Source organism: Anaerocolumna aminovalerica (assembly GCF_900115365.1).
GTDB lineage: Bacteria > Bacillota > Clostridia > Lachnospirales > Lachnospiraceae > Anaerocolumna > Anaerocolumna aminovalerica.
This window is the reverse complement of sequence record NZ_FOWD01000015.1, coordinates 70,698-94,783: the sequence shown is the minus strand read 5'-3', so window position 1 is coordinate 94,783 and position 24,086 is coordinate 70,698. Positions and strand designations below refer to the sequence as shown.

Here is a 24,086-nt window from a genome sequence, read left to right as displayed (position 1 = left end):
TAAATAATATAACTATAAATGATAGTTTTGGTAACTGAGATAAATGTAAAGCCGGGCAGAAAACAGAACACATACTATCTGAAATAAGCTACCCGGCCGCTTTTTCTTATTTAATGGAACCACTGGTTCCTTCTACAATGTATTTTTGTGCAACAATAAATGCAATAATTGGTGGTATAATCATAATAACTGTAATGCAAAGCATAGGAATAATTCTCGTACTGTGAACTCCCTTAAAGGCTGCCAGCCCTAATGCCAGTGTGTATTTGCTTCTTTCCTGTAAGAAAATCAATGGTCCAAGATAGTCATTCCATACTGAAATCATATTCAGAACGCCCACCAGAATAAGGGAGGGCTTTAAAATTGGCATATATATCTTCCAATAAATCTGAAAAGAGTTGGCTCCATCGATACGGGCAGCTTCTTCAAAATCCTTTGGAACTCCCATGAGGAACTGCCTCATAAGGAAAATATAATAAGCCGAACCGAACCATGCCGGTATGATTAAAGGCTTTAATGTATTAATCCATCCAAACATATTAAATTCCATGTACTGTGGAATCATGGTAACATCCCAGGGAATCATCATGGTTGAAAGAAGAATCATGAACAGGATGTTTTTCCCTTTAAATTCAAATTTAGCGAAACCGTAGGCAACCAAAGAACATGAAAGTATCTGACCTGTGGTAGTCAATACGGTAACCAAAATGGAGTTCTTTAAATAAGTTCCAAAAGGTTGTGATTTCCAAGCATTCACAAAATTCTCAAACAGCCATTTTGAAGGTAACAGTTTCGGCGGATATGCAATTGCCTCTGCCTCTGTTTTAAAAGTAGTAAAGAACATATATACAAAAGGTGCAAGGAAGTATACCGCAATTACTGTCAGTAAAATATATATTATAGCTTTCGTTTTTCTTGACATCTTCATTACTTTTTACCTCCCCTTCTCTTCTTATTTTCTTTTTTTGCTTCTGCCTCATAAAATACCCATGTTGATGAGGATTTAAAAACCAGTGCTGTTAAAATTAATATTATGATAAACATCACCCAGGCATTGGCGCTTGCATAGCCTAATTTATGATGTTTAAAGGCGTTGTTATATGTGTAAAGTCCATAAAAATAAGTGGATTTTAAGGGACCTCCGCCAGTCAACAGCATTACAAGAGTAACCTGCTGGAAAGAACCAATAATTGAGGTAATCAGATTAAATAAAATTGTAGGTGTTATAATTGGTAAAGTAATACTGAAAAACTGTCTTGCGGGACTGGCCCCGTCAAGTGAAGCTGCTTCATACACCGTGATAGGTATACTTTTAATATTAGTATAAAATATGAGCATCATGGTACCAACACCAAAGGCACTGGCAAGGATAACTGCAAATAATGCCCATGCGGGATCTACCAGCCATCTTGGACCTTCGATTCCAATTAAGGATAATAAATAATTTAATGCGCCATAGTCACCATTTAAGATCCATCCCCAGATAATAGAAACTGCTACACCGGATATAACTGCTGGAATATAGAAAATAGTACGGAATACTTTTACTCCTCTTACCGGCTGTGTAATCAGCATGGCAAGGAATAGCGCAATTCCCATGTTTAACGGTACAAAAATTGCTGCGTATTTTAGACTGATTCTTAGAGACTTCCAGAACTGGGCGTCCTTAGTGAACATCTCTATGTAGTTCCCAAATCCCCTAAACACCGGCTCAGTTGTCAACGGCCAATCAAAAAAGCTCATGATAAGAGACAAGATGAGCGGTCCTATTGTGAATACTAAAAAACCAATTATCCATGGAGAAATGAAGAAATACGGGGTTGCTTTCCTTATAAACTTTTTGCGCTTCATAATTTTCACCTGCCTAGACCCTTCTTTATTTGTAAAAGATGCAAGTTATCCGGGGCATTATGCCCCAGATAGCTTACTAAAGCTTTCTTTTCCTGCTTACTGCTGTACCGCGTTATTTAATACATCCGGTACACTTTGTAAAACACTAGGGTTGAATATTTCTTCAAAGGATAAGGACAGGTTTTCTGATTTTTCAGACCAATCCTTAATAATAAAGCTTGCCGGTGTATAACCCTTACTTTGCTCCAACATAACATAAAAAGGTGCATATTCAGGCTGTTCCATAATTTTTTCTGACTCTACAACGCTGTTTAATACAGGTAATTCCAAACCAATACGTTCTTTATTTGCTTCTTCATTTGTCCAGAATTTTATAAATTCCCATGCTGCATCTTTATTCTTGCTATCCTTGGACATTGAGATACCAGAGGAGCTTAAAATACTTACTGAATCCTGACCTGCATTAGCAAAGGCAGGAATGGTAGTTACACCGTAATTCAACTGATCTTCCTTAAGTGAACTGATTGCCCAGGAGCCATAAACATACATCGCTACTGCACCGGAACGGAATTCATCTGTTCCACTTTTTTCTGAAGCTATTGCATATCCTTCCTTCTCCATATCCTGGAACATCTGGAATACCTCCTGAGATTTCTCAGAATTTAAATTTCCTTCTAGTTTTCCATCCTGATCGCAATATGCAGATCCATTACTCCACAGGTACATCTCAAAATCATAAGGATCCGGCTTCATCTGGAAAGAAAATCCTAATGCTGAAGTTTTCTCTGTAATGGTTTTTGCTGCTGCCTTTAAATCCTCCCAGGTCCAATCCGCTGTAGGTTCTGCCACACCTGCTTCTGCAAATATATCCTTGTTGTAGAATAAGGCGTGTGTTGTAAATCCAATAGGAATACCGTAAACCTGATCATTGATGGAATTATAGTTCCAGAGCGTTTCATAGAAGTTAGACTTATAATTTTCTCCTTCTTTCTCAATGTATCCATCCAGAGGTTCTAATCCTCCGGAATATGCCGGATAGTTCCACATGTACATAACATCCGGTGCATCCCCTGAACCCATACCTGCACTGATTTTTGTATCAAAGTCGCTGCCGTAGGCTTCCAGAGTTACCACAATGTCATCATGTGCTGCATTAAACTTATCTACCAGTGCCTGTTGACGGTCTACATCTTCTGCTACATCCCAGGATGCAAAACGAATTTTTGTTTTACCTCCTTTTGAGTTATCTGTATTGTCCTTATTATTGTTCTTGCTGCATCCGGTAAAAATTGTTACCACTGCTAAAGATAATACACATAGTGCTGCTAACCTTTTTTTCATGAACCTTCCTCCTATTCTTTTAGTAAATATATTTCAATATTACTAAGTAAATATATTATAGTATTTACTAGTTAACATTTCAATAGTTTTAGTTTATCTATTGATATTTCTATATATGTTACATTTTTTTCGACATTTTTTATGCATAATCACCAAACGGTGTTTTTGCAAAACTATACACTCACTTAATATTATTTCCTTTTATTTTATTATGTATCTTGTTATAAAACTTATAACAGTGGATTCTCTGTATTTAAATTTAAAACTTTCCCCTACACTTATCACACTAGCGTATAAGTTCATTTAATTAGATATTTAAATAACTTCCTTTATTAGGAATAATATAGTAAGATACAAATAAGTAAAATAGAATGAAAGAAGGTATCTTTATGGAGTTTAGAATTATATCTTTACCGCCTTTTAAAGCTGCTTCATCTGATGTGGATAAGAACTTTGATTTTTCTACAAATGGTATATTGGGGAGATTTGATAGGTACTTTTCTGAAATCATCCCCTCAGCAAGGGATAATTTTATGCCAAGGGATTTTTTGTTCTTTGATGAAGAAAACCAGGGTATGGTATGGTGGTGGGCATTAAGTGATGATATGAATGATGGTGGTAACAAGGTTGTTGATTTCGATGGTGGATACTATCTTACTTATACCTATAGGGATGGTGACGAAGAAACTAACGGTAGATTATATAATGAAGCTATGGAATACATCAAAAGCTCAGAGATTTTTGAGTTGGATATGCGCCCTGATCATTATGCAATGGGACATATTATCACACCCAAGGAAATTATAGATCTACAAGGTTGGGCCCAAATGGAAACTTTTATACCTATTAAATTAAAATAATATTATTGTGTTTACTACTCTTTCTGTCATCATTAACCAGACTTGTATTTAATATAATATATGGTACAATACCCTCGTTGAGCATTTTGATTTAGACAGGAGGATTTATTTTAATGGGTATTCCATCATTTTACACAGAACTTGACAAGAACAATAGATACATACTAAAATGCTGTTTCTTTGTTTTTGCAGTCAACGGTTTATATGCTATGATTTTAGGATCATTTTTACCACTTATCAGTAGTGAATATGGGCTTAACAATACAGTTAGCGGAGCTTTGTTATCGGCACATCAAACAGGTAATCTAATTGCAGGATTTATCGCAGGGGTGTTGCCGATTTATTTAGGAAGAAAAAAATCAATATTATTTTTGTGTAGTTTTGTAGTTATGGGCTTTTCTATTATGATTATAACAGGCAATCCGGTTCTATTGATTTTGGGCTTTTTATTTACAGGATTAAGCAGGGGCAGTATTTCTAATTTTAATAATACTGTTGTAAATGAAGTATCAGACAGCAGCTCTGTAGCCTTGAATATTTTACATAGTGTATTTGCGGTTGGTGCGTTAACCGCTCCCTTCCTGGTTATTGCATGTACGAACATAGCTGGAGACAGTGGCTGGAAAATAGCTGCCGGTGTTATAATTCTTCTTGCAATTATGTCTATGATCTTATTTTCACGAATGAAAATAGATGATGTGGCCAAAAGAAAGGAAAGCACATCATACCAATTTTTAAAATTAAAGCATTTTTGGATAGTTTCCGGAATTCTCTTTTTCTATTTATGTGCAGAATCAGCTATTAATGGCTGGATCGTAAAATATTTTATTGATTCCGAAATTATGACCAGAGAATATGCTCAAATGCTTGCTTCTTTATTGTGGGCAGTTATTCTAGCCGGAAGATTAACCTGTGCATTTATTGGAGATAAGGTACCAAAGAAGATGTTGCTTTTAATAACAAGCATTGGAACGGTTGCTTTTTACCTATTATTATTGTCTACACAAAACATATTGGTAATTACAATTGCAATTATGGGTCTGGGATTTTCTATGGCAGGCATTTATCCTATAACAGTTTCTACATTTGGAGGTACCATTAAGTTATATCCCATGTCTATGGGAGTTCTGCTTATGTTAGGGGGTATTGGCTCTATTTTAATGCCAATTATAGTAGGTTCGCTATCAGATAATTTTGGGATATGGGCTGGAATGAGTGCTATAGTAGTAGCAATTGTTATGATGTTGGGGTTTGTGTTTACTAATGTGTTTCATGTTACGGAGTCGTAGATATTTTTTCTTTTGGTACTTGCATATATACTTCACATCAACTATGATAATAAGTTGAAGATTATGTACAGGAAGGATAAAACTTTGACAGAAGGAAAAATTTCAAAAAAAATTGTATTATTTGCCATGCCCATCTTTTTGGGAAATTTATTTCAGCAGCTTTATAACGTTGTGGATTCCCTTGTTGTTGGAAATGTTCTTGGAAAGGATGCACTTGCTGCGGTAAGCTCTTCCGGCAGCCTGATTTTTTTAATCGTAGGCTTTATAAATGGAATTTTCGTAGGAGCAGGTGTGATTATTGCCCGTTATTTTGGAGCAAAAGATAAGAAAGAGTTATCCATTGCAGTTCATACCACCATTGCTTTTGGAATTATTGCCGGAATAATTGTAACAGCTTTGGGAATGATATTTTCACCTTGGATGCTGAAGATGATGGGAACACCAGAGGATGTACTTCCCAATTCTATTATGTATTTTCAGTTGTATTTTGCAGGGGGAATTGGCATTGTTATGTATAATGCATGCATGGGTATCTTTCAGGCAGTTGGTGACAGCAGGCATCCTCTTTACTACCTGATTATAGCTGCAATCATCAATGTTGTTTTAGATCTTTTATTTGTAGCTGTCCTGGGGTATGGTATCGGCGGTGCTGCTATTGCAACTGTAATCTCACAGTTTGTCAGTGCTATTCTTGGATTTATTAAGCTTATGAGAGTTCAGGGAGAACACCGGATACATATTAAACAAATACGCATTAAATTTAACATGCTTATAAAAATTTTAAAAATGGGTATCCCAACCGGTGTTCAAAATTCTGTGATAGCATTTGCAAATGTCATCGTTCAGTCCAACATCAATAGTTTTGGCTCTGTTGCCATGGCAGGATGCGGCAGTTACTCAAAACTTGAAGGCTTTGCATTCTTACCAATTACCAGTTTCAGTGTAGCTTTAACAACTTTTATAGGGCAAAATCTGGGAGCTAAACAATATGAACGTGCAAAAAAAGGTGCCCGTTTCGGTATTCTCACGGGGGTGCTGTTAGCAGAAACTGTAGGTGTACTATTATGGATATTGGCACCGGTATTGATTCGATTCTTCAATAGTCAACCGGATGTTATAGAATTTGGCGTTATGCAGTTAAGAACAGAGGCATTGTTTTATTGCCTGCTGGCCCTATCCCACTGTCTGTCCGGAATCTTAAGAGGTGCAGGGAAATCTACTGTTCCCATGATTGTTATGCTTGTATGTTGGTGTGTGATCCGCATAAGCTATATAACAATTATGGTACGTATTATACCGGATATACGGGTAATCTTTTGGGCATATCCATTAACCTGGATGCTAAGTTCAATAACATTTCTTATTTATTATAAAAAAGTTGACTGGCTTCACAGCTTTGTAAAAACGGCAAAATAATATGTAATTTGGGGAATTAAAGTCTAACATGGTAACTTTGGGAAAAGAAAACTATTGTAGAGGGGCAAAGGCTATGCTTGTGGAAAATAGTACAAATTGTAAAGACCATTTGCAGGGAAAAGTTATTTTGCTAACAGGAGCCGGTGGCGGAATTGGCTTTGAGGCAGCAAAAGCTTTCGCGATATAAGGGTAATTATAGGGTGGTCTTGAATTTCGATTTCAAGACCGCCCTTTATAGTTTCTATGATTTCATACGTATCCTTATCCGGTGGTTTTGGGTGCGAATCTTTTTATTAAAAATACTATCCAAATAGATGATAATACTAGGGATAAAACCATATATAAATAATTATTTTCATAAACCCCTTTTGCCATCCAAAATGAAGGTAGCGGTGAAAGCAGGTATTGTGTTCCCTTTTGTATGAAAAAAGGTGCAATTATGCCAAGTGACATAAGAGAAGTTAACTTTGCTGACGCCATTCCCTCTAACTTGTTGGATGATAACGCTATTATAAGGGCAGTAATAATTCCCTGTGCTGCTCCTGCTACAGAAAGCAAAATATTTGCAGCAATTGGCACTTTTGAGAGATTAAAAAATGATAGAAGAATAATTGTAACTGCAATGGAAATCCCCTCCGGCACACCAAGTCTTGATACCAAATATCCCTGTTTGCCCAAAGGTGTTACAAACAGATATTCAACAATATGATCGTCCTTTTCTTCCAAAATCATCATAGCGGCAACATAGCAGAACATGGCTGGCGACAGTACTGATAAAAATAAATCAAAAAGTGCATAGTAAGGTGTGAGGATTTCTGAAACGTTAAAATAACTTGTTACCAGTTTTTCCAGCAGGGGAACATCAAAACGAAAAAGTAATGCACATATCAGTGGAGCAAAGCAGGCTGCAAACATCATGTTGTCATTTTTAAGAAAAAGTAGGAATTGCCTGAAATTCGATTTAATTGCTTTCACAGTTTCACACCTCCCACGCTTTTCCACATCTTCAATGTACAACGATATGCGACCAAAAACAGAATACCTATGGTTGCAAAAATAATCACAATACTGATTAGAACCTTCTCATATTTCCCTGCTATTAAGCTCATGCAAAGGTTTAAAGGATAAAACCTTAAAAATGCCGGACTATAGCCAAACAAATATAATATTGGAGGAGCAAAGTATATCATTTCCAGTGGTACAGTTGCAATAAGAAACTGATTAAGGCTTGCTATTTTTGCACCTGCAATCAAACCTAAAAGAGTAAAGATAGTTGAGGTCATAGCTGTGGCCAATAATACTATGAGTAAATTCTCCTTTTTTACCGATATTGAAAGAATCCCTGCAACAACAACTGAAATTAATCCTAAAGATACTACTTTCGAGATTATGTATTCCGTTACTTTGACAGGAGAAATAGCAAGAGCATTTAACACACGCTGACTTTTTTCAAGTAAAATAATTGCACCCATAAAAAACAGCCCCATAGCTGCAGGATCAGAAAAAATCATAATAACCGCAGCATGTTCACGCCATGAGGGCGGAAAAGTATGAAGTATAATAATATAAATAGCCGTAAGCACCGTATATACAAAATAAAAGCCGTACTTTATCTGAAATCGTATATCCCCTACAATTAAATTTATCATTCTCATAACAGTGTCCTCCCAGTCAAATCAATAAAAATATCATTTAAAGTTGGTTCACTGCTATGGATGGATAACAGACTATTATCTTTTATCAGCATTTGTAGTTTTGTATCCTCCGATATTTCTTTTAATAAACAGGATGACGTCTGCTCTCCATTTTCAAAATAAGAATAAGTAATCTTTGCTGCTCCTTTTGACATGATTAAATTATGGGGGCTATCCCAAGCACGAATTTCCCCATTTACAATAAAGGCTACCTTGTCGCAGAGTTCTGTTGCGTCATGCATATTGTGAGTAGTTATAATTATGGTTTTCCCCTTACGTTTTTCTTCTAAAATCATGTCCTTCATTAACCGACTGTTTGTTGGATCAAGGCCACTTGTGGGTTCATCAAGAAAAAGAATAGATGGATCATGCAGTAGTGATTTAATAAAATTCAACCGAGACTTCATCCCTTTGGAATAATCTGATACTTTCTTATCTGCGTCATTATGTAATCCCACTGCTTCCAATAAATTGTCAATAGAAGCCGGTTGATTCCTATAAAGAGAAGAAAAAAATTGCAGGTTTTGCCGTGCCGTTAATTTCTCATATAACGTAGAAAATTCAAAATCTACGCCAATCTTTTCGTAGAAACTGTTATTATGCCGCTTGCATTCCATACCGGCCACAACAGCAGATCCATCATAAGTAGATATTAATCCTGTTAATATCTTCTGTAATGTGGTTTTTCCTGCACCGGAGGGTCCTAAAAATCCAAAAATCTCACCACCACCAACGGAAAAACTAATGTCTTTTACAAAGGGCTTTTTTGTGTAACTAAATGATACATTCTTTACCTTAATCATATTCCGCCTCCAAACCATTTGACCATCATGCTATATATAGTCAATATAAATTTAATTATAAGTCCGGCAGTTCATTTTTTTGCCGGACCTTTTTATTGCAGTAATTGTATTACCAAACCTTGAATTAAAAGTTTCAAAGCATCGTCATAATGTCGTTCATCAAACTCGTTTTTATGGAGAGTTGCAAAATAGATATTTCTAAAAGCAACACTAAATACCTCCATGTCCTTATTCCCTTCAGGTACGAACTTTTCAAAAAATCTCTCAACCATAGATTTATCTTGAAGGAGGTGATTTGTAACAATATCAGCGGGCAACTTACGGGTCAATATCTCAATCTCACCGGAATTAAGCATTTTTAAGATAGGCATATCCTCAGCAACTTTAAAAAATTCAAAAAGTAAATCCGTCAATTGCTCACAAGTGATTTCTTTCGGGTTTAATCTTGATAAAGCTTCTAATAACTGCTTCTCAATCTTATCGTGTTCCTCCAATATAACGTCAAATAATAATAATTCTTTTGATTGATAAAATAAATAAAATGTACCCTTTGGAATTTTTACACGTTTGACAATTTCATCAACTGTTGTTCGCTTAATTCCGTATTGTGAAAGGCATTTAGCTGCTTCTTCTTTTAAGCGTTTGATAATATATTCTCTCTCTTGTTGGGAATAGCACTTTGGCAAAATCCTCTCCTCCCTTTTTGACTAACTCTGTTCATATAGTCATAATAACAAATTGTTTTATTGGTGTCAATGATGTTATTAAGCTATATATTATAGGTATTTATTCTCAAATAAGGAAGCATTCATTTCATATACCCAAGCCTGCTGCACATACCTGTCTGTTATCCAGCCATTTAGGTTAAACCAACTAATGCATTTATCCAGAATAACTGCATCACTTGATATCACTCCTTCCATCTTTTCCAGAACTCTATCTACATCATATATAACTTCCACCTCAATCGATAGGTTATAATTTTTTGCAATTTCTATAATAAGACTCTTTAATCTGCCTGAATTAGAAACCGGTTGGTCTAAATAAAATACTGCCTCAGATATATTTAATTCCTCCAAAGCTTGAAATATCAACTGAACCGCCTGAGTGGTTTTATCTATTATTCTGTAAGTACCCCGAAGTCCGGCCAAGTCTCTTATGGTGCCATCCATTCCCTTAATAATTAAAGAATCAGACAATGCCACCTCTAAACTTATAATGGTATTAAACCCATCTACTACTACCCTTTTAGGTAGTTCTGCAGGAGATAATTCTTTCTCTATCCGTATCTCTAACTGCTTCTTTGAAGCAATCATTCTAACCAGAGCCAACCGCTGCCGCTCCGAAAGCATATAATGATTTCCAATAAAAGTAGAAGAAGGATTTAACTTATAACCGCGGTTTAATAGATAATATAACTCTTCTCCCGCCCGGTTTAATCTGTCTTTCCACTGACTACCGAACTCGATTTCATCTTTCAAACAATATCCACGTTTTACTATCTTAGTCATCATTTCATCCTCTAGCTTTGATGTTTATGCTACTCTTTCACTTCTGGTATTAAGTTATAAAACTAATTAACATTAAATAGATCCCATGGATAAATACTTGGAGCTATCTTCGTAAAATCAATCTCTTTCTTTGTTATAGGATGGCAAAAAGCCAGGCGATAGGACCATAAAGCAATTTCGCATCTATTATCCTTACTGCCATATTTACCATCACCTAATAAAGGTGTTCTTCTAGAAGAAAATTGTACTCGTATCTGATGAGTTCTTCCGGTATGCAATTTAATACGAACCAGGGTAAGTTCACCCTTTTCCTCATTTATGCTATCTAAAACAGTATACTCTAAAGAAGCTTCTTTTACTCCTTTTCGAACCCTCTTTACAACAAAGGATTTATTCTTCCCAGAATCTTTAAATAATAAATCTTTATAAATTCCTGATGGCTCTTCTGGTTTATTATGAATCACTGCCATATACTCTTTGGTAAAATTTCTCTCTTGAATTGCTTGTGATAGTTTTGAAGTAACTGCTTGTTTTTTAGAAAATACCATAACACCGCCTACATTTCTATCCAATCGGTGAACCAGACCAATATATGGTTTCTCCTTGTTTTCTACTAAATGTTCGGTAAGCAGTGTAATCATATCTTCCCCTTCTCCCATACCCGGTTGGGAAAGTACTCCTACAGGCTTTACACATACAATTAAATCTTTATCTTCATATAATATTTCTATCAAAATAACCTCGATTCCGGCTTTCACCTTCTAATAGTGGATAGCATTTTATACTGACGTAAAAGTGCCTTAATTATATATTCAATTCTTAAACGTTGAATAACTTATGTGAGTATATCATAGAAAAAAGCAAATTAAAAGAATTTACTTTTATAAAAAAAATAGGAACCGTACTATATCGGTTCCTAAACTTTTTTACAATTTTATTCTGTATTATTCTCATTCATGATTTTATTAAATCAGAATCATGGTATTAGATATATATATATTAAAAAACTAGCATTGGCCTTTACCTTCAATAGAACAGGAACCTATAGAACTTTGTATTTCTGATTTTTCTATGTCCACAAAATCAGAGAGTTCAAATGTTTTTCTGCCATCCTCAAGAATAAAAAACGGTATTCCTATTTTTCCTGCTTCAACAAACGGAGCAAACATTGATTCATGATCCCGGTAAGCTAAAAATTCTTTTAATACAGTAGTGGTTTCTGTAATATTTCTGTAGTCAAGTTCTATGTTAGAATAATCTTTTAATACTTCATTGGCTTTTACACAATCCTGACATATACCGGTACCGTACATAATAACTTTCATTCTGCAATCTCCTTTGCCTTTATATTAAATTATAAGAAAACTTTATCAGAATGTATTTAAGAATGCAAGTTTCATTTTAATAATTAGATTTACAATCCACATTTTATATTTTACTTCATAGCGGTACAAAGGTTTCATATCCACATGTTCAAATAATTTCAAATCAGAAACAAGATTTAATTCTCTAATGTTATTTTACGATACTCCTTTATGGTTCTTTCAATCATTTTCTCCACAAGTATTTTACCCTTTTCTTTGGTTGCTGATTTGGGATACCCTAAGCAGCCAATATATCCGTTGGGCTTTTCACATTTCTCATGAAACAGGTATTCCCGGAAATCTTCAAAAACTATATCTTGCTCTTCTATTAATGAAGTTCTAACCTTTTCGGGATATAAATATAAAGAAACAGACGTCTCTGCTTCACAGGAATGTCTCATAGTGGTTTGCTTCTCTAATATGCCGGAATAATCAATCTCATAAGGCTCTATTATATATATATCATCTGAAATATCAGACAAAGCATCTATATGGAATGGATCTCCATGAAAGGTAATGATAAAGAATTTAAGAAATCCTTGATGCCTCCACCAATCAATAATTTCTATTATCATTCTTCTTAAGGTATCTTTTGAAATAGATGTTGTTCCTGTAAAGGAACGATCACAGGGTAGATTAACACCGTAGTTTATTGTTGGTGCAACCAGACAACCTGTTGCTTTTGATAATTCTTCCGCAAAATATTCTGCACATAAAATATCATTATTTAAAGGTAAATGAGGTCCATGTTGTTCGCAGGTTCCTGCTGGAATTATCAAATTTTTATTTTCTTTCAAAAGCTCCTTTACTTCTGTATATGTACAATCCAATAGTTTCATGCTTCTCCCCCATTTGTTATTTAATTTATTGATTGATTTCCTTTAGGTGCTGCAGATGAATACCAATATGCCCAATTCCTAAAATCACTACCGAAATTATGAGCCAGACTACTTTTCCATATATACCAAGAAGTAAAAACGCAGCAACAGGCAATGTAGCACCTGCTACAGGAACACCACAAAAGCTGCTGTAAAAGTCAGCCAATCCTTTTGGACTTTTAAAATATCTTATCCACCAGCATTCATACATAAGCATTAGTATTACCGCAGCAACAAGCCATAATGTCCAAATAGACCAAGGACGAAGATTAAAGTCTGAAAAAATCAGTGACGTACAGGTAACAAGAACCTGACCCACACGTTCAAAGATTAACAAGACCTTGTTTTCATCATGAAAATCGTATCCATCAGGCTGGTGCTTTGTCCATATTAGATTAGGAATTGTCAACATCAGTAAGAAAATCAGTCCTATATATGAAAAACCCAAATGACCCATAATTAATCCCCCTTAAATTTTTATCTGATAAAACAAATACAGATTATATAAATTATATTGCAGCTTTAGAGTTACATCATATTGCTCACCGGAAAAGCGTTTATTTTTACAATTCACATTATTAATTAACTTATTATACCATTCAAAATTTTCAAAAGGAAGCAGATTATGGCTCTAAAGTTAAATTTCATTTTGTTTGCCTCTGGTAGTATTTTTCATTCTACGGACAACTTCCACTACATTTCAGGATTGTACAACAAAGATGGATGAAATTGTATCCAAATAAGGAGTTTTTGCTCATAGCTTAAGCTATTTTACAAAAACCCCTAAATCGGTCAACTCTTTATATTTACATGCTTTGGTATACCCTTTTCATACCTGATATTTACCTCACCTTGTATTAAAGGTAATAAATATTCTATCATTTTATCGGTAATATCACAGCCATTTTCATGTATCATTTCTTTTGGAACCTTTTTTTCATGATTAGCGACTTTTTCTATTGGTACCGAAGAATATATTACCCTATAGGGCTTAGAACCAGTCCTTTGAATAGATGCCATAATACCATTTCTACCTTCTAAGGCGCATTGCAAGGCTTTCATGCCTAGCATACCTGCTTCCTTTATATCCGTATCGCTGGCAATATGAGACGCACACCTTTGCATAAGATACTGTCTAAAACTTAGCCCCTTGAATTTCTTAATATATTATTGAATATCTGGTTTTAAAAACCGCTTTTCCTCTTCCTTTAAATCTAATCCAAGTGTTCCCCCAGGATTCATATTATACCCAGGGTCAAAATAATCCTTAAGTACCTTAAATACACCATATTCTTTTCTTCCAATCTGTCCTTCCAGCCAAGGTGCAAACATTTTACCGATTCCATGATGATGACTCATGGTGGCGCCGGATTTTTGTATGGCATCCAAAATACTGCTATGATATGCTTTAAAGCTTTCAGCATCATTCATTCTGGTAATAAATATAAAATAAAGATTTGCTCCCTGTGGGTAACAATGTGACATATGAGTTGTTACAATGGTATTAGGTAACTTATGACAGACTTCTCTCACATCCCTATGTACCTGTGCCATATTGGACCAGTTCACAGTACATTCCAAGGTATCAGTTATAAGACCGAAATCCATTAAAGTATCTCTAAGATACGGGTCTGTAAACCGGCCTTTTTCCCAGCTCTTTGTTACAAAGGAGGTTAAACTCATACCGCCATACTGTCTTGCAATTCTTTTAATATTTTTGGCAACATTTTTAGAAAATCCTTTTTCACCGTCTGTAAAGCCTAAAAACAGGCATCGTTCCATATCTTTAAATCCCCGTACATCAAAAATTCTATGTAAAGGGGTCTCATCCACATTGTATAAACGCAGCATTAAATTTGTTTCTTCGGGATCTGATAATCTAAAAACAGAAGAATATCCGGCTTCACACTGCATCATTTCTCTGGCCGCTTCTTGTGCTATTTCCCAGTTCTTAAAGATAAAAGAAAATCTTTTTCTGTTTTCAGGCATATAGCGAAAGACTTTTAAGGTTACTTCTGTGAGAACACCAAAAGCACCCTCCCCACCCATCATTATCTGGTTTAAGTCCGGGCCGGTTGCTTCTCTTGGGTAATGGCTTGTTTGAATAGTTCCGATTGGAGTAGCATATTTTTGTCCTATTACTATATCCGTGATACAGCCATAATATGTGCTGTTCTGACCGGCCCCCCTTGTTACCACCCAGCCTCCCACACTGCTGTATTCAAAAGATTGAGGAAAATGCCCGCAGGTATACGCCCTTTTTGCACCAAACAAAACAGGAGCCTGATTTAATGCATCTTCCAGCTGAGGGCCTGACATTCCTGTCTGAACAGTAATGGTTTGATCAACCTCATTAAAGGAAAGTACTTTATTATACCGAAGTCTCATATCCAGTGATATGCCGCCCTTAGTTGGCTCCACACCTCTTGTGACACTGCTGCCGCCGCCATAAACATAAAGAGGTATATTATGTTTGGTACTGTACTCCACAATCTCTTCAATCTGCTTTGTTGTATCCGGATAAACAACTACATCCGGTACACAGTCAACCCGTTTTTCCCGAAGCCGTAATGCATCATAACCTGTCTTACCATAAGCAACTGCCAGGCGGGGATAATCCTCCGTTGTTACAAACTCCCTGCCTGCTATATCTTTTAATGCTTTTATATGTACCTGGTCTAAGCCGCATGGAATGGAAAGCTTTACTTCCCCCATTCCAATATCACCGGTGTATTGTTTAAAATCTTCATCCTTCATTCCAAATGTTTCTTTCATCATCTTGTATAATGACTCTTTTGGATATTTCACATAATTGGGATCTCCCCAACGGAAAATGGACCGATAGCTGTTATTTGGTGCAGCTTCTTTAACCCATTTTGGTTCAAATCCTTGATATGGCTTACTCATTTTATAACCATGCTCCTTTCATAATGCCGCTTGTGGCATCTCAAATTCACACTTCACTCTATGTTAAATGCTTTATTTTTACATAAAGAGGTAGTAATCTTGAATAGATTCGTTTATATACATAATGATAAAGTTTTTCATATATAATATGTTCTTCCATATCCGGCTGAAATACATCCTTAATATGTACCATCTGTGAAATTGCCTCCTCATAGCTTTTAAATTCACCCATTGCCACAAATCCCGCAATGGATGCTCCCAAACCGGAAGCTTCATGAGTTTGAATACGTATAACCGGAAGTCCGAACATATTGGCAGTAATCTGGCATATTTCATCGCTTTGAGATCCGCCTCCTGCTACATATATTTCTTTTATCTTTTGCCCTGACCGTCGTTCCATGCTGTACATTCCATCCATTAATGCAAACCCAATTCCTTCTATAATGGCCCGATAAATATGAATTCTTGTATGAACATCCGAGAATCCGATAATGGCACCTTTGGCATTGGGTATAACAACCCCAGGTGTCCAAAAAGGCTGCAAGATCAATCCGTCACATCCAGGAGGAATTTCTCTGAGCCTTTCATTTAGAATCTTCTCCGGATCACAGCCTCTCCGCCTCGCTTCCACACATTCTTTCATGGCAAATTCACGTTTGAACCAGGAAATTAACCAATAACCCCGGAAAATCTCAATTTCCGGATTGTACATTCCAGGAGGTACTCCGGGATATGCCGGAAGAAATCGCTTTGGTTCAAAATATTTCTTTGTAGCAAACTGAACCGTTGCAGTGGTACCAAAAGACAGTGCCGCTTTTTCTTCATTAATAACCGATAAGCCCAAGGTTTCACAGCCTTTATCGGACCCGGTTGCAATAAGAGGGAGTCCCTCAGGTATTCCGGATAGTTCTTCCATCTGATTTGTAATCATTCCTATGGTTTCTTCCGTCTGTACCAAATCACACAGTTGAAGCTTTGGTATATCGCACATACAACGTTTTATATTATTTTTTGACTGCCAGTTCATCTTTTTGTAATCAAAAGGAATATGACCAATCATATTGGCAGGACAATCTTTTAACTGCCCTGTCATTTTATAATTCAAATAAGTAGGCAACATAACAAACTTACAGGTCTTCTCCCAGATATCCGGTTCATTCTCCATAATCCAATTTGCAGCTGAAACCTTATATTGCTTATTCAAAGTTGCTTCCATTCCAGCCAGTTTCATTGCGGTTTTAATCCACCACTTAAAAGGTTTTACATAATTTGTTTCTCTGCTGTCTAACCACAATATAACATCCCGCAAAGGCTTATTATTTTCATCCAGACACACCGAGGAATCCCGAATGGCGGTCAGCGTCACCCCAATTACATCATCAAAACCATTTGGACTTTTCCCCTTTAATTCCTTGGATATGAAGCATAATGTATCAAAATAAAATTCTGGCTTTTGCTCTGCCCATCCCGGTTTCTTGGAATAGTATGGAGTCTCGTATTTATGCTGAATCATATATACTATCTGCCCCTGTTTATTCACCAGCATTCCACGCATACTCTGGGTCCCCAAATCAAAGGTTAATATCAACGGATTCTTCATCTTTACCTCCATTCGCCCATGGGTTGAAAGAATCACTTGTGGCAGCCTTTTTTAATATTTACTTTCTCTCAACCTTCTCCTTAATTTTCTTATAACTCCTTTAATATGTTGCTTGTTGCTATGACATTAACGTTTAATCCCAATACATCTTCTATAATTATATCCCCAAGAGAAACAGGTACTGTTACCACCACCTTATTGATTTCCCTCATAACATCAAAGATTTTGTCCTTAGGTATCTCTTCCGACACTCTAACAGGAAGTACAGGTACTTTAGGAAAATTGGTTTTGACTGTAGAACAGATGGTTCTCATTGGATGAATCATCTCACTTACTGCAAATTCTTCTCCCCGTTTACACCGATTCCCGGATACCTTGATTGAAGTCCCCATTTCTTCAATCATCATGGGACAACCATTGGGACAGACAATACAGACAAGCTCTTTCATACTTTTTCCCCTTTCACTTCCACTGTAAGAGTATCTTCTTTCACAAAATGAAATTGACTCATATTCAGCTTAATAGCTTCCATTTCCGGAGGTTTTAAATATGCGTACTTCTTTTCAAATATTTGTTTTCCGTTAAGTGAAATTGTTACCACTGCTTTCTTTAATACTTCTCTGCTTCTAAAATAAAATGTTGAAGTTTTGTTTATCTTACGGATGCTGACCTGCTGTGGTACAAAATATAGAAAATCTTTTCCCACCTTAAATGATACTAATTCCTTTGGCTTATAACAAAAATTTGCTGCTGCCTTTCCGGCCAATTCCCCGCTTTCAGATACATAATCCACCAAATCATTAACATGAAGTGCATTTCCGCAAATAAAGATTCCCGGTTCACTTGTCATAAAGTCGTCATCACAAACCGGTCCTTTTGTCCTTGAATCTATCCGTACATTCAAACTTTCTGCCAGCTCATTTTCAGGAATCAAACCAACCGACAATATCAATGCATCACATTCCACGATTTCTTCCGTTCCGGGAACTGGTACCATGTACTCATCCACCTTCATGATTTCAACTGCCTGTAACCGTTCTTCCCCAAAAAGTCTGGTTACTGTGTGGGATAAGAATAATGGAATTTCAAAATCATTAAGACACTGCATAATATTTCTTGTAAGTCCCGAGGGCGTAGACTTTGCTTCATATACCCCGCATACTTTCGCTCCCTCTAAAGTAAGTCTTCTTGCCATAATTAATCCAATATCGCCACTGCCTAGAATAACGCATTTTTTTGTAGGAAGCTCTCCCAGTATATTGGTATAATACTGGGCTGTTCCGGCAGTAAATACTCCGGATGGTCTCGTTCCATGGATAAAGACCTGCTTTGAGGTTCTCTCCCTGCATCCTGTTGCTAAAATTATAGATTTAGTTGTGTATTCAATCACACCTTTTGTATTTACCACAGAAACTAAGTATTTATGTTCCAGTTTCTTTATTCCTGTGACATAGGTAAGTACATTAAAATCAATCTTTCTTTCATGAAACTCATCCACAAAACGCTGTGCATACTCAGGCCCGGAAAGTTTCTCTTCAAAACGGAGCAGACCAAAACCATCATGAATACACTGTTTTAAAATACCTCCCAGCCGTGCCTCACGTTCAATTAATAAAACCTTAGCCCCTTCCCTATCAGCTGATATGGCCCCGGCCAGACCCCCAGGCCCCCCACCGATTACAATCACATCATAATTTAACACCTGGTTCCCCCCTTTGTTTCTCCCAGGGTAATATAACTATCTGCCCTTGATTTTTTTACTTCATGGATTGAGATGTTCTCATGTTCACTTATAATCTGTGTAACAAGGGGCATGCAGAATCCCCCTTGGCATCTGCCCATTCCCGGCCTGACTCGTCTCTTAATGCCATCTACAGTTGGTACTGATATAGGAGCGTTCAGTGCATCAATAATCTCACCTTTACTGATTTCCTCACAGCGGCATATGATAACTCCGTAGTCAGGATTGTTTTGAATCATTTTGGTCCGTTCTTCACCGGACATGTCTCTTAATACCGGGATACCTTTTCGAATTGGATTGAAATTTTCATTCTTTGTGACTATCTCACTTTTGGATAATTCCTTAATGACCATTTTTTCAATATCCAACGCCACTGCCGGGGCTGTTGTTAATCCGGGAGATTGAATTCCTGCACAGTGAATGAGATTCTTTGTGTTCCGTCCTTTTTCTATAACAAAGTCTTCTTCAAATGTTGCTGCACGTACTCCTGTAAAATATGTAATAATATCCCGTTCCGATAACCCTTTTGCTGTTAGTTTCTGTTTTTTAAAAACTTCCTCAATACTTTTACCTTCTGTAGCGAAATTTTCTTTTTCATAGGTTTCAATTGCATTTGGTCCCACAAGTAAATTCTCATGTACTGTTCTTAATATACCTCCTCCCTTTGTATGTGTCTTTTTACGGGTAACCGTTTTAATAGATGCAATGGATTTTACCAGATGTGCCGCTTTTTTGTCCAAAATAGAATTGGTTCCTTTTCTTGGATGAATGGAATAAAATCTGTCTTTCGCCATAGCTGCAACATCATCTGCAAATGTTCCCGCTGCATTAATTATTAACTTTGGATAAAGAACACCTTTGTTTGTCTTTACACTAACAATCTCATTGTCTTTTACCTCCATTCCTAAAACGGCTGTATTCAATGAAACCTTTGCCCCATTCTGTACTGCATTTTCCGCGTATGCAATGGTTAGTCCATAAGGGCAGACACAACCTGCACTTGAATTATATAAGGCGAATACAAACTCCTCATTTAGTTCCGGCTCCCGTTTTCTTAGTTCCTTCCCTCTAATAATCCTTGTATCTTTTACACCGCAGATATGTTTTTTCTGCCATGCATAAGCTGCTAATATGGGTAATAAATATCTTTGATTAAAACAGGCATATTGACCTCTCCGTTTAAATGGAACATCAAGTTCTTTACAAACCTTATCAAACATTTTATTACCCAGTAACACATAATGCTGCTTTAAACTTCCTTTGTTTAAATCAACTCCCGGATGTACTTCACCATCGTTCCGCCCAGATGCCTGCATTGCAAGATCTGATTCTTTCTCTACTAATAAAATATTCAAATTCCATTTTGATAATTCTCTTGCGATACTTGCTCCTGAAATACCGCCGCCGATAATTAGAACATCCGGCTTACTGCCTTCTAACTCTTTTGAAGTTTCTTTCGGAATCTTCATACTTGGGATATCCGTATCCATAAGCTTAATGTCATTTACCACATGTAACCCCTTATCTTTGCTGACACACATTCTGCAAGCTTTTACAATATCCTCCCAATTTGTTAGCTCTCCGGAAACCCGAATACAATCATTCTCTAACTTTGCCGATACCCTTCCGGGAAAATACCTTTCCAGTTTCTTGTTCAGTTTTCGTTCAAAGACTTTTCCGCTCATTCACCCACTTCTTTCCAAGTCGTACACGTGTCCGACTCTTTTTACAACATATTACCAAATATATTAAAGTATGTCAATTATTATTGATACTTTTGACTAATTTTTTATTATTTATTCTCTAGCTATTGGACAAATAGGTGAAAAGAGTTTATACTGTTTCAAGATATTGTAATCATGATACATAACTGATTCTACAGAATTGAAAGGAGATTTCTATGGCTGCTCCCAGAAAAGATAACGTGAAAGAATTGATAATTAATGCAACAGAGCAACTGTTGGAAACCCAGAAACTCTCTGAAATAACATTTGCTCAGATAGCTGCCAGTGCCGGTATCTCAAAAGGAACATTATATTATCATTATAAAAATAAGAATGATATTTTATTTGATATAACAGATAAGTATTTAAAACAGCAATGGGATGACTTAATTGCATGGACAGAAAATCCGGAAAAAGATACCTCACTGCACCGCCTTGTGCAATATGTTTTAGAACGTGATGTTTCCAATGTAGGAATGCGTTTACACTTTTTTTATGATGCCATGCTTGGCAACGAAGAGGTTCGTTCCAAATTGATGCAGCGTTATTTTGATTTTGCTAATTTAATATCGAAAAAGATCAGTGAAAGAAATGAGAAACTTCCTGCTGAATATATTACCTGGCTTATTTTACTAGTAAGCGACGGACTCTTCATTCATAAAACTTTGCAGAATGAGAATTTAGATGTTGATCTGTTTATTAAACAGAGCGGACAATTTGCGAAGCAACTGATATCCTCTACATAGAAACTGAAATATAACAGCTCTAAAGTAACGCCTGACTATAAAAGCCTTCCAACGTAATAATGGGATTGGAGGGCCTTTTCTTTTGCGCACAAAAGATTCATATACCGGCTAATGGAGACCCGTTGCCTCCATCTTACAGCTTAATTTATAAAAATTTAGACAAGAAATTTAGAATGTCACCTTTCCTAACAGGTTTACTATGTCCGGCTACCGCGATATCAAAATCAATCCTACTTAATTCCTGATATAGTTTTTCTGTTTTCTTCAAATCTCTGTGATGGTTGTTATAAAAATCATCATTATAAATATCACCAATAAAAATCACTTTCTCTTCCGGAATGTAAATAACCACTGAATCATCACTATGAGCAGAGGATAAATGTATACATTCACAGGTTATATTGCCACAATCAATCACTAATTTGCTATCAAAAGTGATAGTAGCCGGTACTACCTTTATATCTTCTAACTTGCTGTATTCTGCCCGGATATGTTCATCAGCGAAATCAATTTCTTCACCGCTGATCAGTCGTTGTTTCATTGCCTCGTCATTCCAGTCCCATAAAGACATTCTATGCAATTCTTCATTGGTCTTACAGCAAGCGATTGTTTCCATATCCAAAGCATGCATTCCAAATGTATGATCCCAATGCCAATGGGTGACGATACAGTATTTTGGCTTTCTAACCCCTTTTTCCGCTAAAGCATGATTATACGCCAAAACATGATTCGCTGAATTTCCCCCATCAATCATAACTGAGAATTTATCTCCTAAAATATATCCCAGTACTGGGCGGTCAACTTCGGTATTACTCTCAGTATAATAAATATGTTCTGTTATTTTTTTCAGTTCCATATATTTTTTCTCCTCGTATATTCCACCCTCTTCATAAATGTATGATCCGATTTATACATGTTACACCTTGCACTTTTCCTCCTGTCTAGGGGCTGTTGAAAAATAGCCTAATATACACTGTAGATAGGATTTAGGTGTATAATAATACATTTGGCTGCTTTTCCCTCGTACGTTCAAAACCCTCCGCTTTACAAAATGTGCTGGGCCAGTCGACGCCAAACTAACTGTACTATTATACACAAAATCCTTTTACCAGAGTTTTTTAAGGCTATTTTGCAACAGTTCCCTGCTTTATTCTACCTTTGTTTTTGGCTTAATCGGAATGAGTAAATCTAATTGTTCACACTTTGATTTCTCATTGAAGGACTGATAATATGTGAATGCATTAATGTGTTCTTCCAAACTGCCTTCCATTCCCCAAGGTTCTCTGGAATCAAATTCGTAATTATCATTATCCAAAATACATTTAAAAAATGGCTGCCACTCATGAAAATCCCCCATGTTAATACAATGAGCGGCGTATAAACCACCTTCAAAATGTTTTTTCACAATAGATTCCGGCACTTCCATATCATCAGGAATAGTGGCCCAAAATTCATAACCATATGTTTCACCACTATTGCGGGGGCTGGGATTATTAAATCCATATACTCTTAAGTCAGGCTTAATTCTCTGTAAATTTACACTGTTAACAAAATCATCTAAGCGTTTTCTGGCTACATCTTCGGGATTTTCACCTATATAGTGGCTTGATGCAACTGTAGCCGGCGGTAAATACAGAATTCTAATGTCCTTCAGGTTTGTAAGAATTTCATTTGCTTTGTTTAAATCGTCCATTGACCGTTCCTCCTTAAAATCAATTTTAGAAAGGCTTAAGGATTCTATGACTTTTAGAAGTTCGTTATCATCGAAAAGATTCAGCTTAACATTTACTCCAATACGATTATTCAACTGTAATACAAATCTTTGCAAAACAGAGCGAATTGTTGACAGTGCAGTAATCTCACAATCAAGTGTTAAAATATTTTCTTGAAAGATTTCTACAATGTGGGTTTGTTCTTTATCTTTTAGAATAACACCTATCTGTTTTAACGGTATGCGTAATTTCCGCAAAATAATAATTTGCTGTAGACGTCTTACAGCATTTTCATCATAGACACGATAAGCATAATTCTCTTTCTTCCCACTTGTCAAAAGTCCTATTTGCTCATAATACCGGAGTGTTCTTGTTGATATATTAAACCCTCTTGATATCTCGCTGATTGTCATTAATTCCATTACTCCATCTCCTTTCTGATTGAAGTATAAAGGACGACACGACGTCAAAGTCAATGGGTATTAATAAATAATTCTAAATACAATCTTATGTAAACCATATTATATTCTCCATATATGACGGCGAAGTAAGCCAACTCTGAAAAATGTATTTATATTATACTTTTCCGGAATATAGGAAGTCAATCCACTTTTGATAAGCAGAACCTTACTATTTGAACAGGGGATTA

At 36.2% G+C, this 24,086-nt stretch carries 24 protein-coding genes; 4 read left to right on the top strand and 20 right to left on the bottom strand.

The window, feature by feature from the left end; all coding sequences use genetic code 11:
* Positions 1-106 precede the first annotated feature (106 nt).
* The 3 genes from BM183_RS10180 to BM183_RS10170 all read right to left on the bottom strand — a co-directional run bounded on the left by BM183_RS10180 (position 107) and on the right by BM183_RS10170 (position 3,192).
* Positions 107-928, bottom strand: coding sequence for a carbohydrate ABC transporter permease (locus BM183_RS10180; RefSeq protein WP_091686669.1), 822 nt, complete (start codon positions 926-928; stop codon positions 107-109).
* Positions 928-1,851, bottom strand: a complete 924-nt coding sequence (locus BM183_RS10175; RefSeq protein ID WP_091686667.1) for a carbohydrate ABC transporter permease — start codon at positions 1,849-1,851, stop codon at positions 928-930. Before BM183_RS10175 ends, BM183_RS10180 begins: the two co-directional genes overlap by 1 nt.
* Positions 1,852-1,947: 96 nt before the next feature.
* A complete protein-coding gene (locus tag BM183_RS10170) occupies positions 1,948-3,192 on the bottom strand; it encodes an ABC transporter substrate-binding protein (RefSeq protein ID WP_091686666.1) in 1,245 nt (414 codons plus the stop codon).
* A 389-nt stretch (positions 3,193-3,581) separates the two neighbouring features.
* Here BM183_RS10170 and BM183_RS10165 point away from each other — a divergent pair, with 389 nt between their 5' ends.
* From BM183_RS10165 to BM183_RS10155, 3 genes are all read left to right on the top strand, one after another.
* Positions 3,582-4,052, top strand: coding sequence for a hypothetical protein (locus tag BM183_RS10165; RefSeq protein WP_091686664.1), 471 nt, complete (start codon positions 3,582-3,584; stop codon positions 4,050-4,052).
* 113 nt (positions 4,053-4,165) lie between these two features.
* Positions 4,166-5,341 (top strand): MFS transporter, encoded by a 1,176-nt coding sequence (locus BM183_RS10160; protein WP_091686662.1) that lies wholly within the window; start codon positions 4,166-4,168, stop codon positions 5,339-5,341.
* Positions 5,342-5,404: 63 nt separating this feature from the next.
* Positions 5,405-6,757, top strand: a complete 1,353-nt coding sequence (locus tag BM183_RS10155; RefSeq protein WP_091686661.1) for an MATE family efflux transporter — start codon at positions 5,405-5,407, stop codon at positions 6,755-6,757.
* Between the two features lie 261 nt (positions 6,758-7,018).
* On the opposite strand, the gene BM183_RS10150 is transcribed toward BM183_RS10155, so the two are convergent.
* From BM183_RS10150 to BM183_RS10080, 15 genes are all read right to left on the bottom strand, one after another.
* Complete coding sequence (locus BM183_RS10150; RefSeq protein ID WP_091686659.1) at positions 7,019-7,732, bottom strand: hypothetical protein; 714 nt, start codon at positions 7,730-7,732, stop codon at positions 7,019-7,021.
* A complete protein-coding gene (locus BM183_RS10145) occupies positions 7,729-8,412 on the bottom strand; it encodes a fluoroquinolone export ABC transporter permease subunit (protein WP_091686658.1) in 684 nt (227 codons plus the stop codon). Before BM183_RS10145 ends, BM183_RS10150 begins: the two co-directional genes overlap by 4 nt.
* Complete coding sequence (locus BM183_RS10140; protein ID WP_091686657.1) at positions 8,409-9,254, bottom strand: ABC transporter ATP-binding protein; 846 nt, start codon at positions 9,252-9,254, stop codon at positions 8,409-8,411. The genes BM183_RS10145 and BM183_RS10140 overlap by 4 nt, the downstream gene beginning before the upstream one ends.
* Positions 9,255-9,346: 92 nt before the next feature.
* Positions 9,347-9,940, bottom strand: coding sequence for a TetR/AcrR family transcriptional regulator (locus BM183_RS10135; RefSeq protein WP_091686656.1), 594 nt, complete (start codon positions 9,938-9,940; stop codon positions 9,347-9,349).
* 90 nt (positions 9,941-10,030) lie between these two features.
* Positions 10,031-10,768, bottom strand: coding sequence for a DUF434 domain-containing protein (locus BM183_RS10130; protein ID WP_316284816.1), 738 nt, complete (start codon positions 10,766-10,768; stop codon positions 10,031-10,033).
* Between the two features lie 59 nt (positions 10,769-10,827).
* Positions 10,828-11,499 carry an RluA family pseudouridine synthase gene (locus tag BM183_RS10125; protein WP_207650143.1) on the bottom strand — a complete coding sequence of 224 codons (672 nt, stop codon included), beginning with the start codon at positions 11,497-11,499 and terminating at the stop codon, positions 10,828-10,830.
* Positions 11,500-11,772: 273 nt separating this feature from the next.
* Positions 11,773-12,090, bottom strand: coding sequence for a glutaredoxin (locus tag BM183_RS10120; RefSeq protein ID WP_091686653.1), 318 nt, complete (start codon positions 12,088-12,090; stop codon positions 11,773-11,775).
* Between the two features lie 176 nt (positions 12,091-12,266).
* The gene (locus tag BM183_RS10115; protein WP_091686652.1) at positions 12,267-12,968 is read right to left on the bottom strand and encodes a creatininase family protein; all 702 of its coding nucleotides are present in this window, start codon (positions 12,966-12,968) and stop codon (positions 12,267-12,269) included.
* A gap of 25 nt (positions 12,969-12,993) precedes the next feature.
* Positions 12,994-13,464 carry a hypothetical protein gene (locus BM183_RS10110; protein ID WP_091686651.1) on the bottom strand — a complete coding sequence of 157 codons (471 nt, stop codon included), beginning with the start codon at positions 13,462-13,464 and terminating at the stop codon, positions 12,994-12,996.
* Positions 13,465-13,799: 335 nt separating this feature from the next.
* Positions 13,800-14,132, bottom strand: a complete 333-nt coding sequence (locus BM183_RS10105) for a 6-phosphofructokinase (protein ID WP_091686650.1) — start codon at positions 14,130-14,132, stop codon at positions 13,800-13,802.
* A gap of 42 nt (positions 14,133-14,174) precedes the next feature.
* Positions 14,175-15,914, bottom strand: a complete 1,740-nt coding sequence (locus BM183_RS10100; RefSeq protein ID WP_091686648.1) for an FAD-binding oxidoreductase — start codon at positions 15,912-15,914, stop codon at positions 14,175-14,177.
* A gap of 58 nt (positions 15,915-15,972) precedes the next feature.
* Positions 15,973-17,514, bottom strand: a complete 1,542-nt coding sequence (locus BM183_RS10095; RefSeq protein ID WP_091686646.1) for an FGGY-family carbohydrate kinase — start codon at positions 17,512-17,514, stop codon at positions 15,973-15,975.
* 89 nt (positions 17,515-17,603) lie between these two features.
* On the bottom strand, positions 17,604-17,963 hold the full coding sequence (locus BM183_RS10090) for a DUF1667 domain-containing protein (RefSeq protein ID WP_091686645.1): 360 nt from the start codon (positions 17,961-17,963) through the stop codon (positions 17,604-17,606).
* Positions 17,960-19,216, bottom strand: a complete 1,257-nt coding sequence (locus BM183_RS10085) for an NAD(P)/FAD-dependent oxidoreductase (protein WP_091686644.1) — start codon at positions 19,214-19,216, stop codon at positions 17,960-17,962. The genes BM183_RS10090 and BM183_RS10085 overlap by 4 nt, the downstream gene beginning before the upstream one ends.
* Positions 19,210-20,940, bottom strand: coding sequence for an NAD(P)/FAD-dependent oxidoreductase (locus BM183_RS10080; RefSeq protein WP_091686643.1), 1,731 nt, complete (start codon positions 20,938-20,940; stop codon positions 19,210-19,212). Before BM183_RS10080 ends, BM183_RS10085 begins: the two co-directional genes overlap by 7 nt.
* Before the next feature lie 215 nt (positions 20,941-21,155).
* Here BM183_RS10080 and BM183_RS10075 point away from each other — a divergent pair, with 215 nt between their 5' ends.
* Positions 21,156-21,725 (top strand): TetR/AcrR family transcriptional regulator, encoded by a 570-nt coding sequence (locus BM183_RS10075; protein ID WP_091686641.1) that lies wholly within the window; start codon positions 21,156-21,158, stop codon positions 21,723-21,725.
* Positions 21,726-21,870: 145 nt separating this feature from the next.
* On the opposite strand, the gene BM183_RS10070 is transcribed toward BM183_RS10075, so the two are convergent.
* On the bottom strand, positions 21,871-22,581 hold the full coding sequence (locus BM183_RS10070; RefSeq protein WP_091686639.1) for an MBL fold metallo-hydrolase: 711 nt from the start codon (positions 22,579-22,581) through the stop codon (positions 21,871-21,873).
* A gap of 291 nt (positions 22,582-22,872) precedes the next feature.
* Positions 22,873-23,859 (bottom strand): MerR family transcriptional regulator, encoded by a 987-nt coding sequence (locus BM183_RS10065; protein WP_091686637.1) that lies wholly within the window; start codon positions 23,857-23,859, stop codon positions 22,873-22,875.
* Between the last annotated feature and the right edge of the window lie 227 nt (positions 23,860-24,086).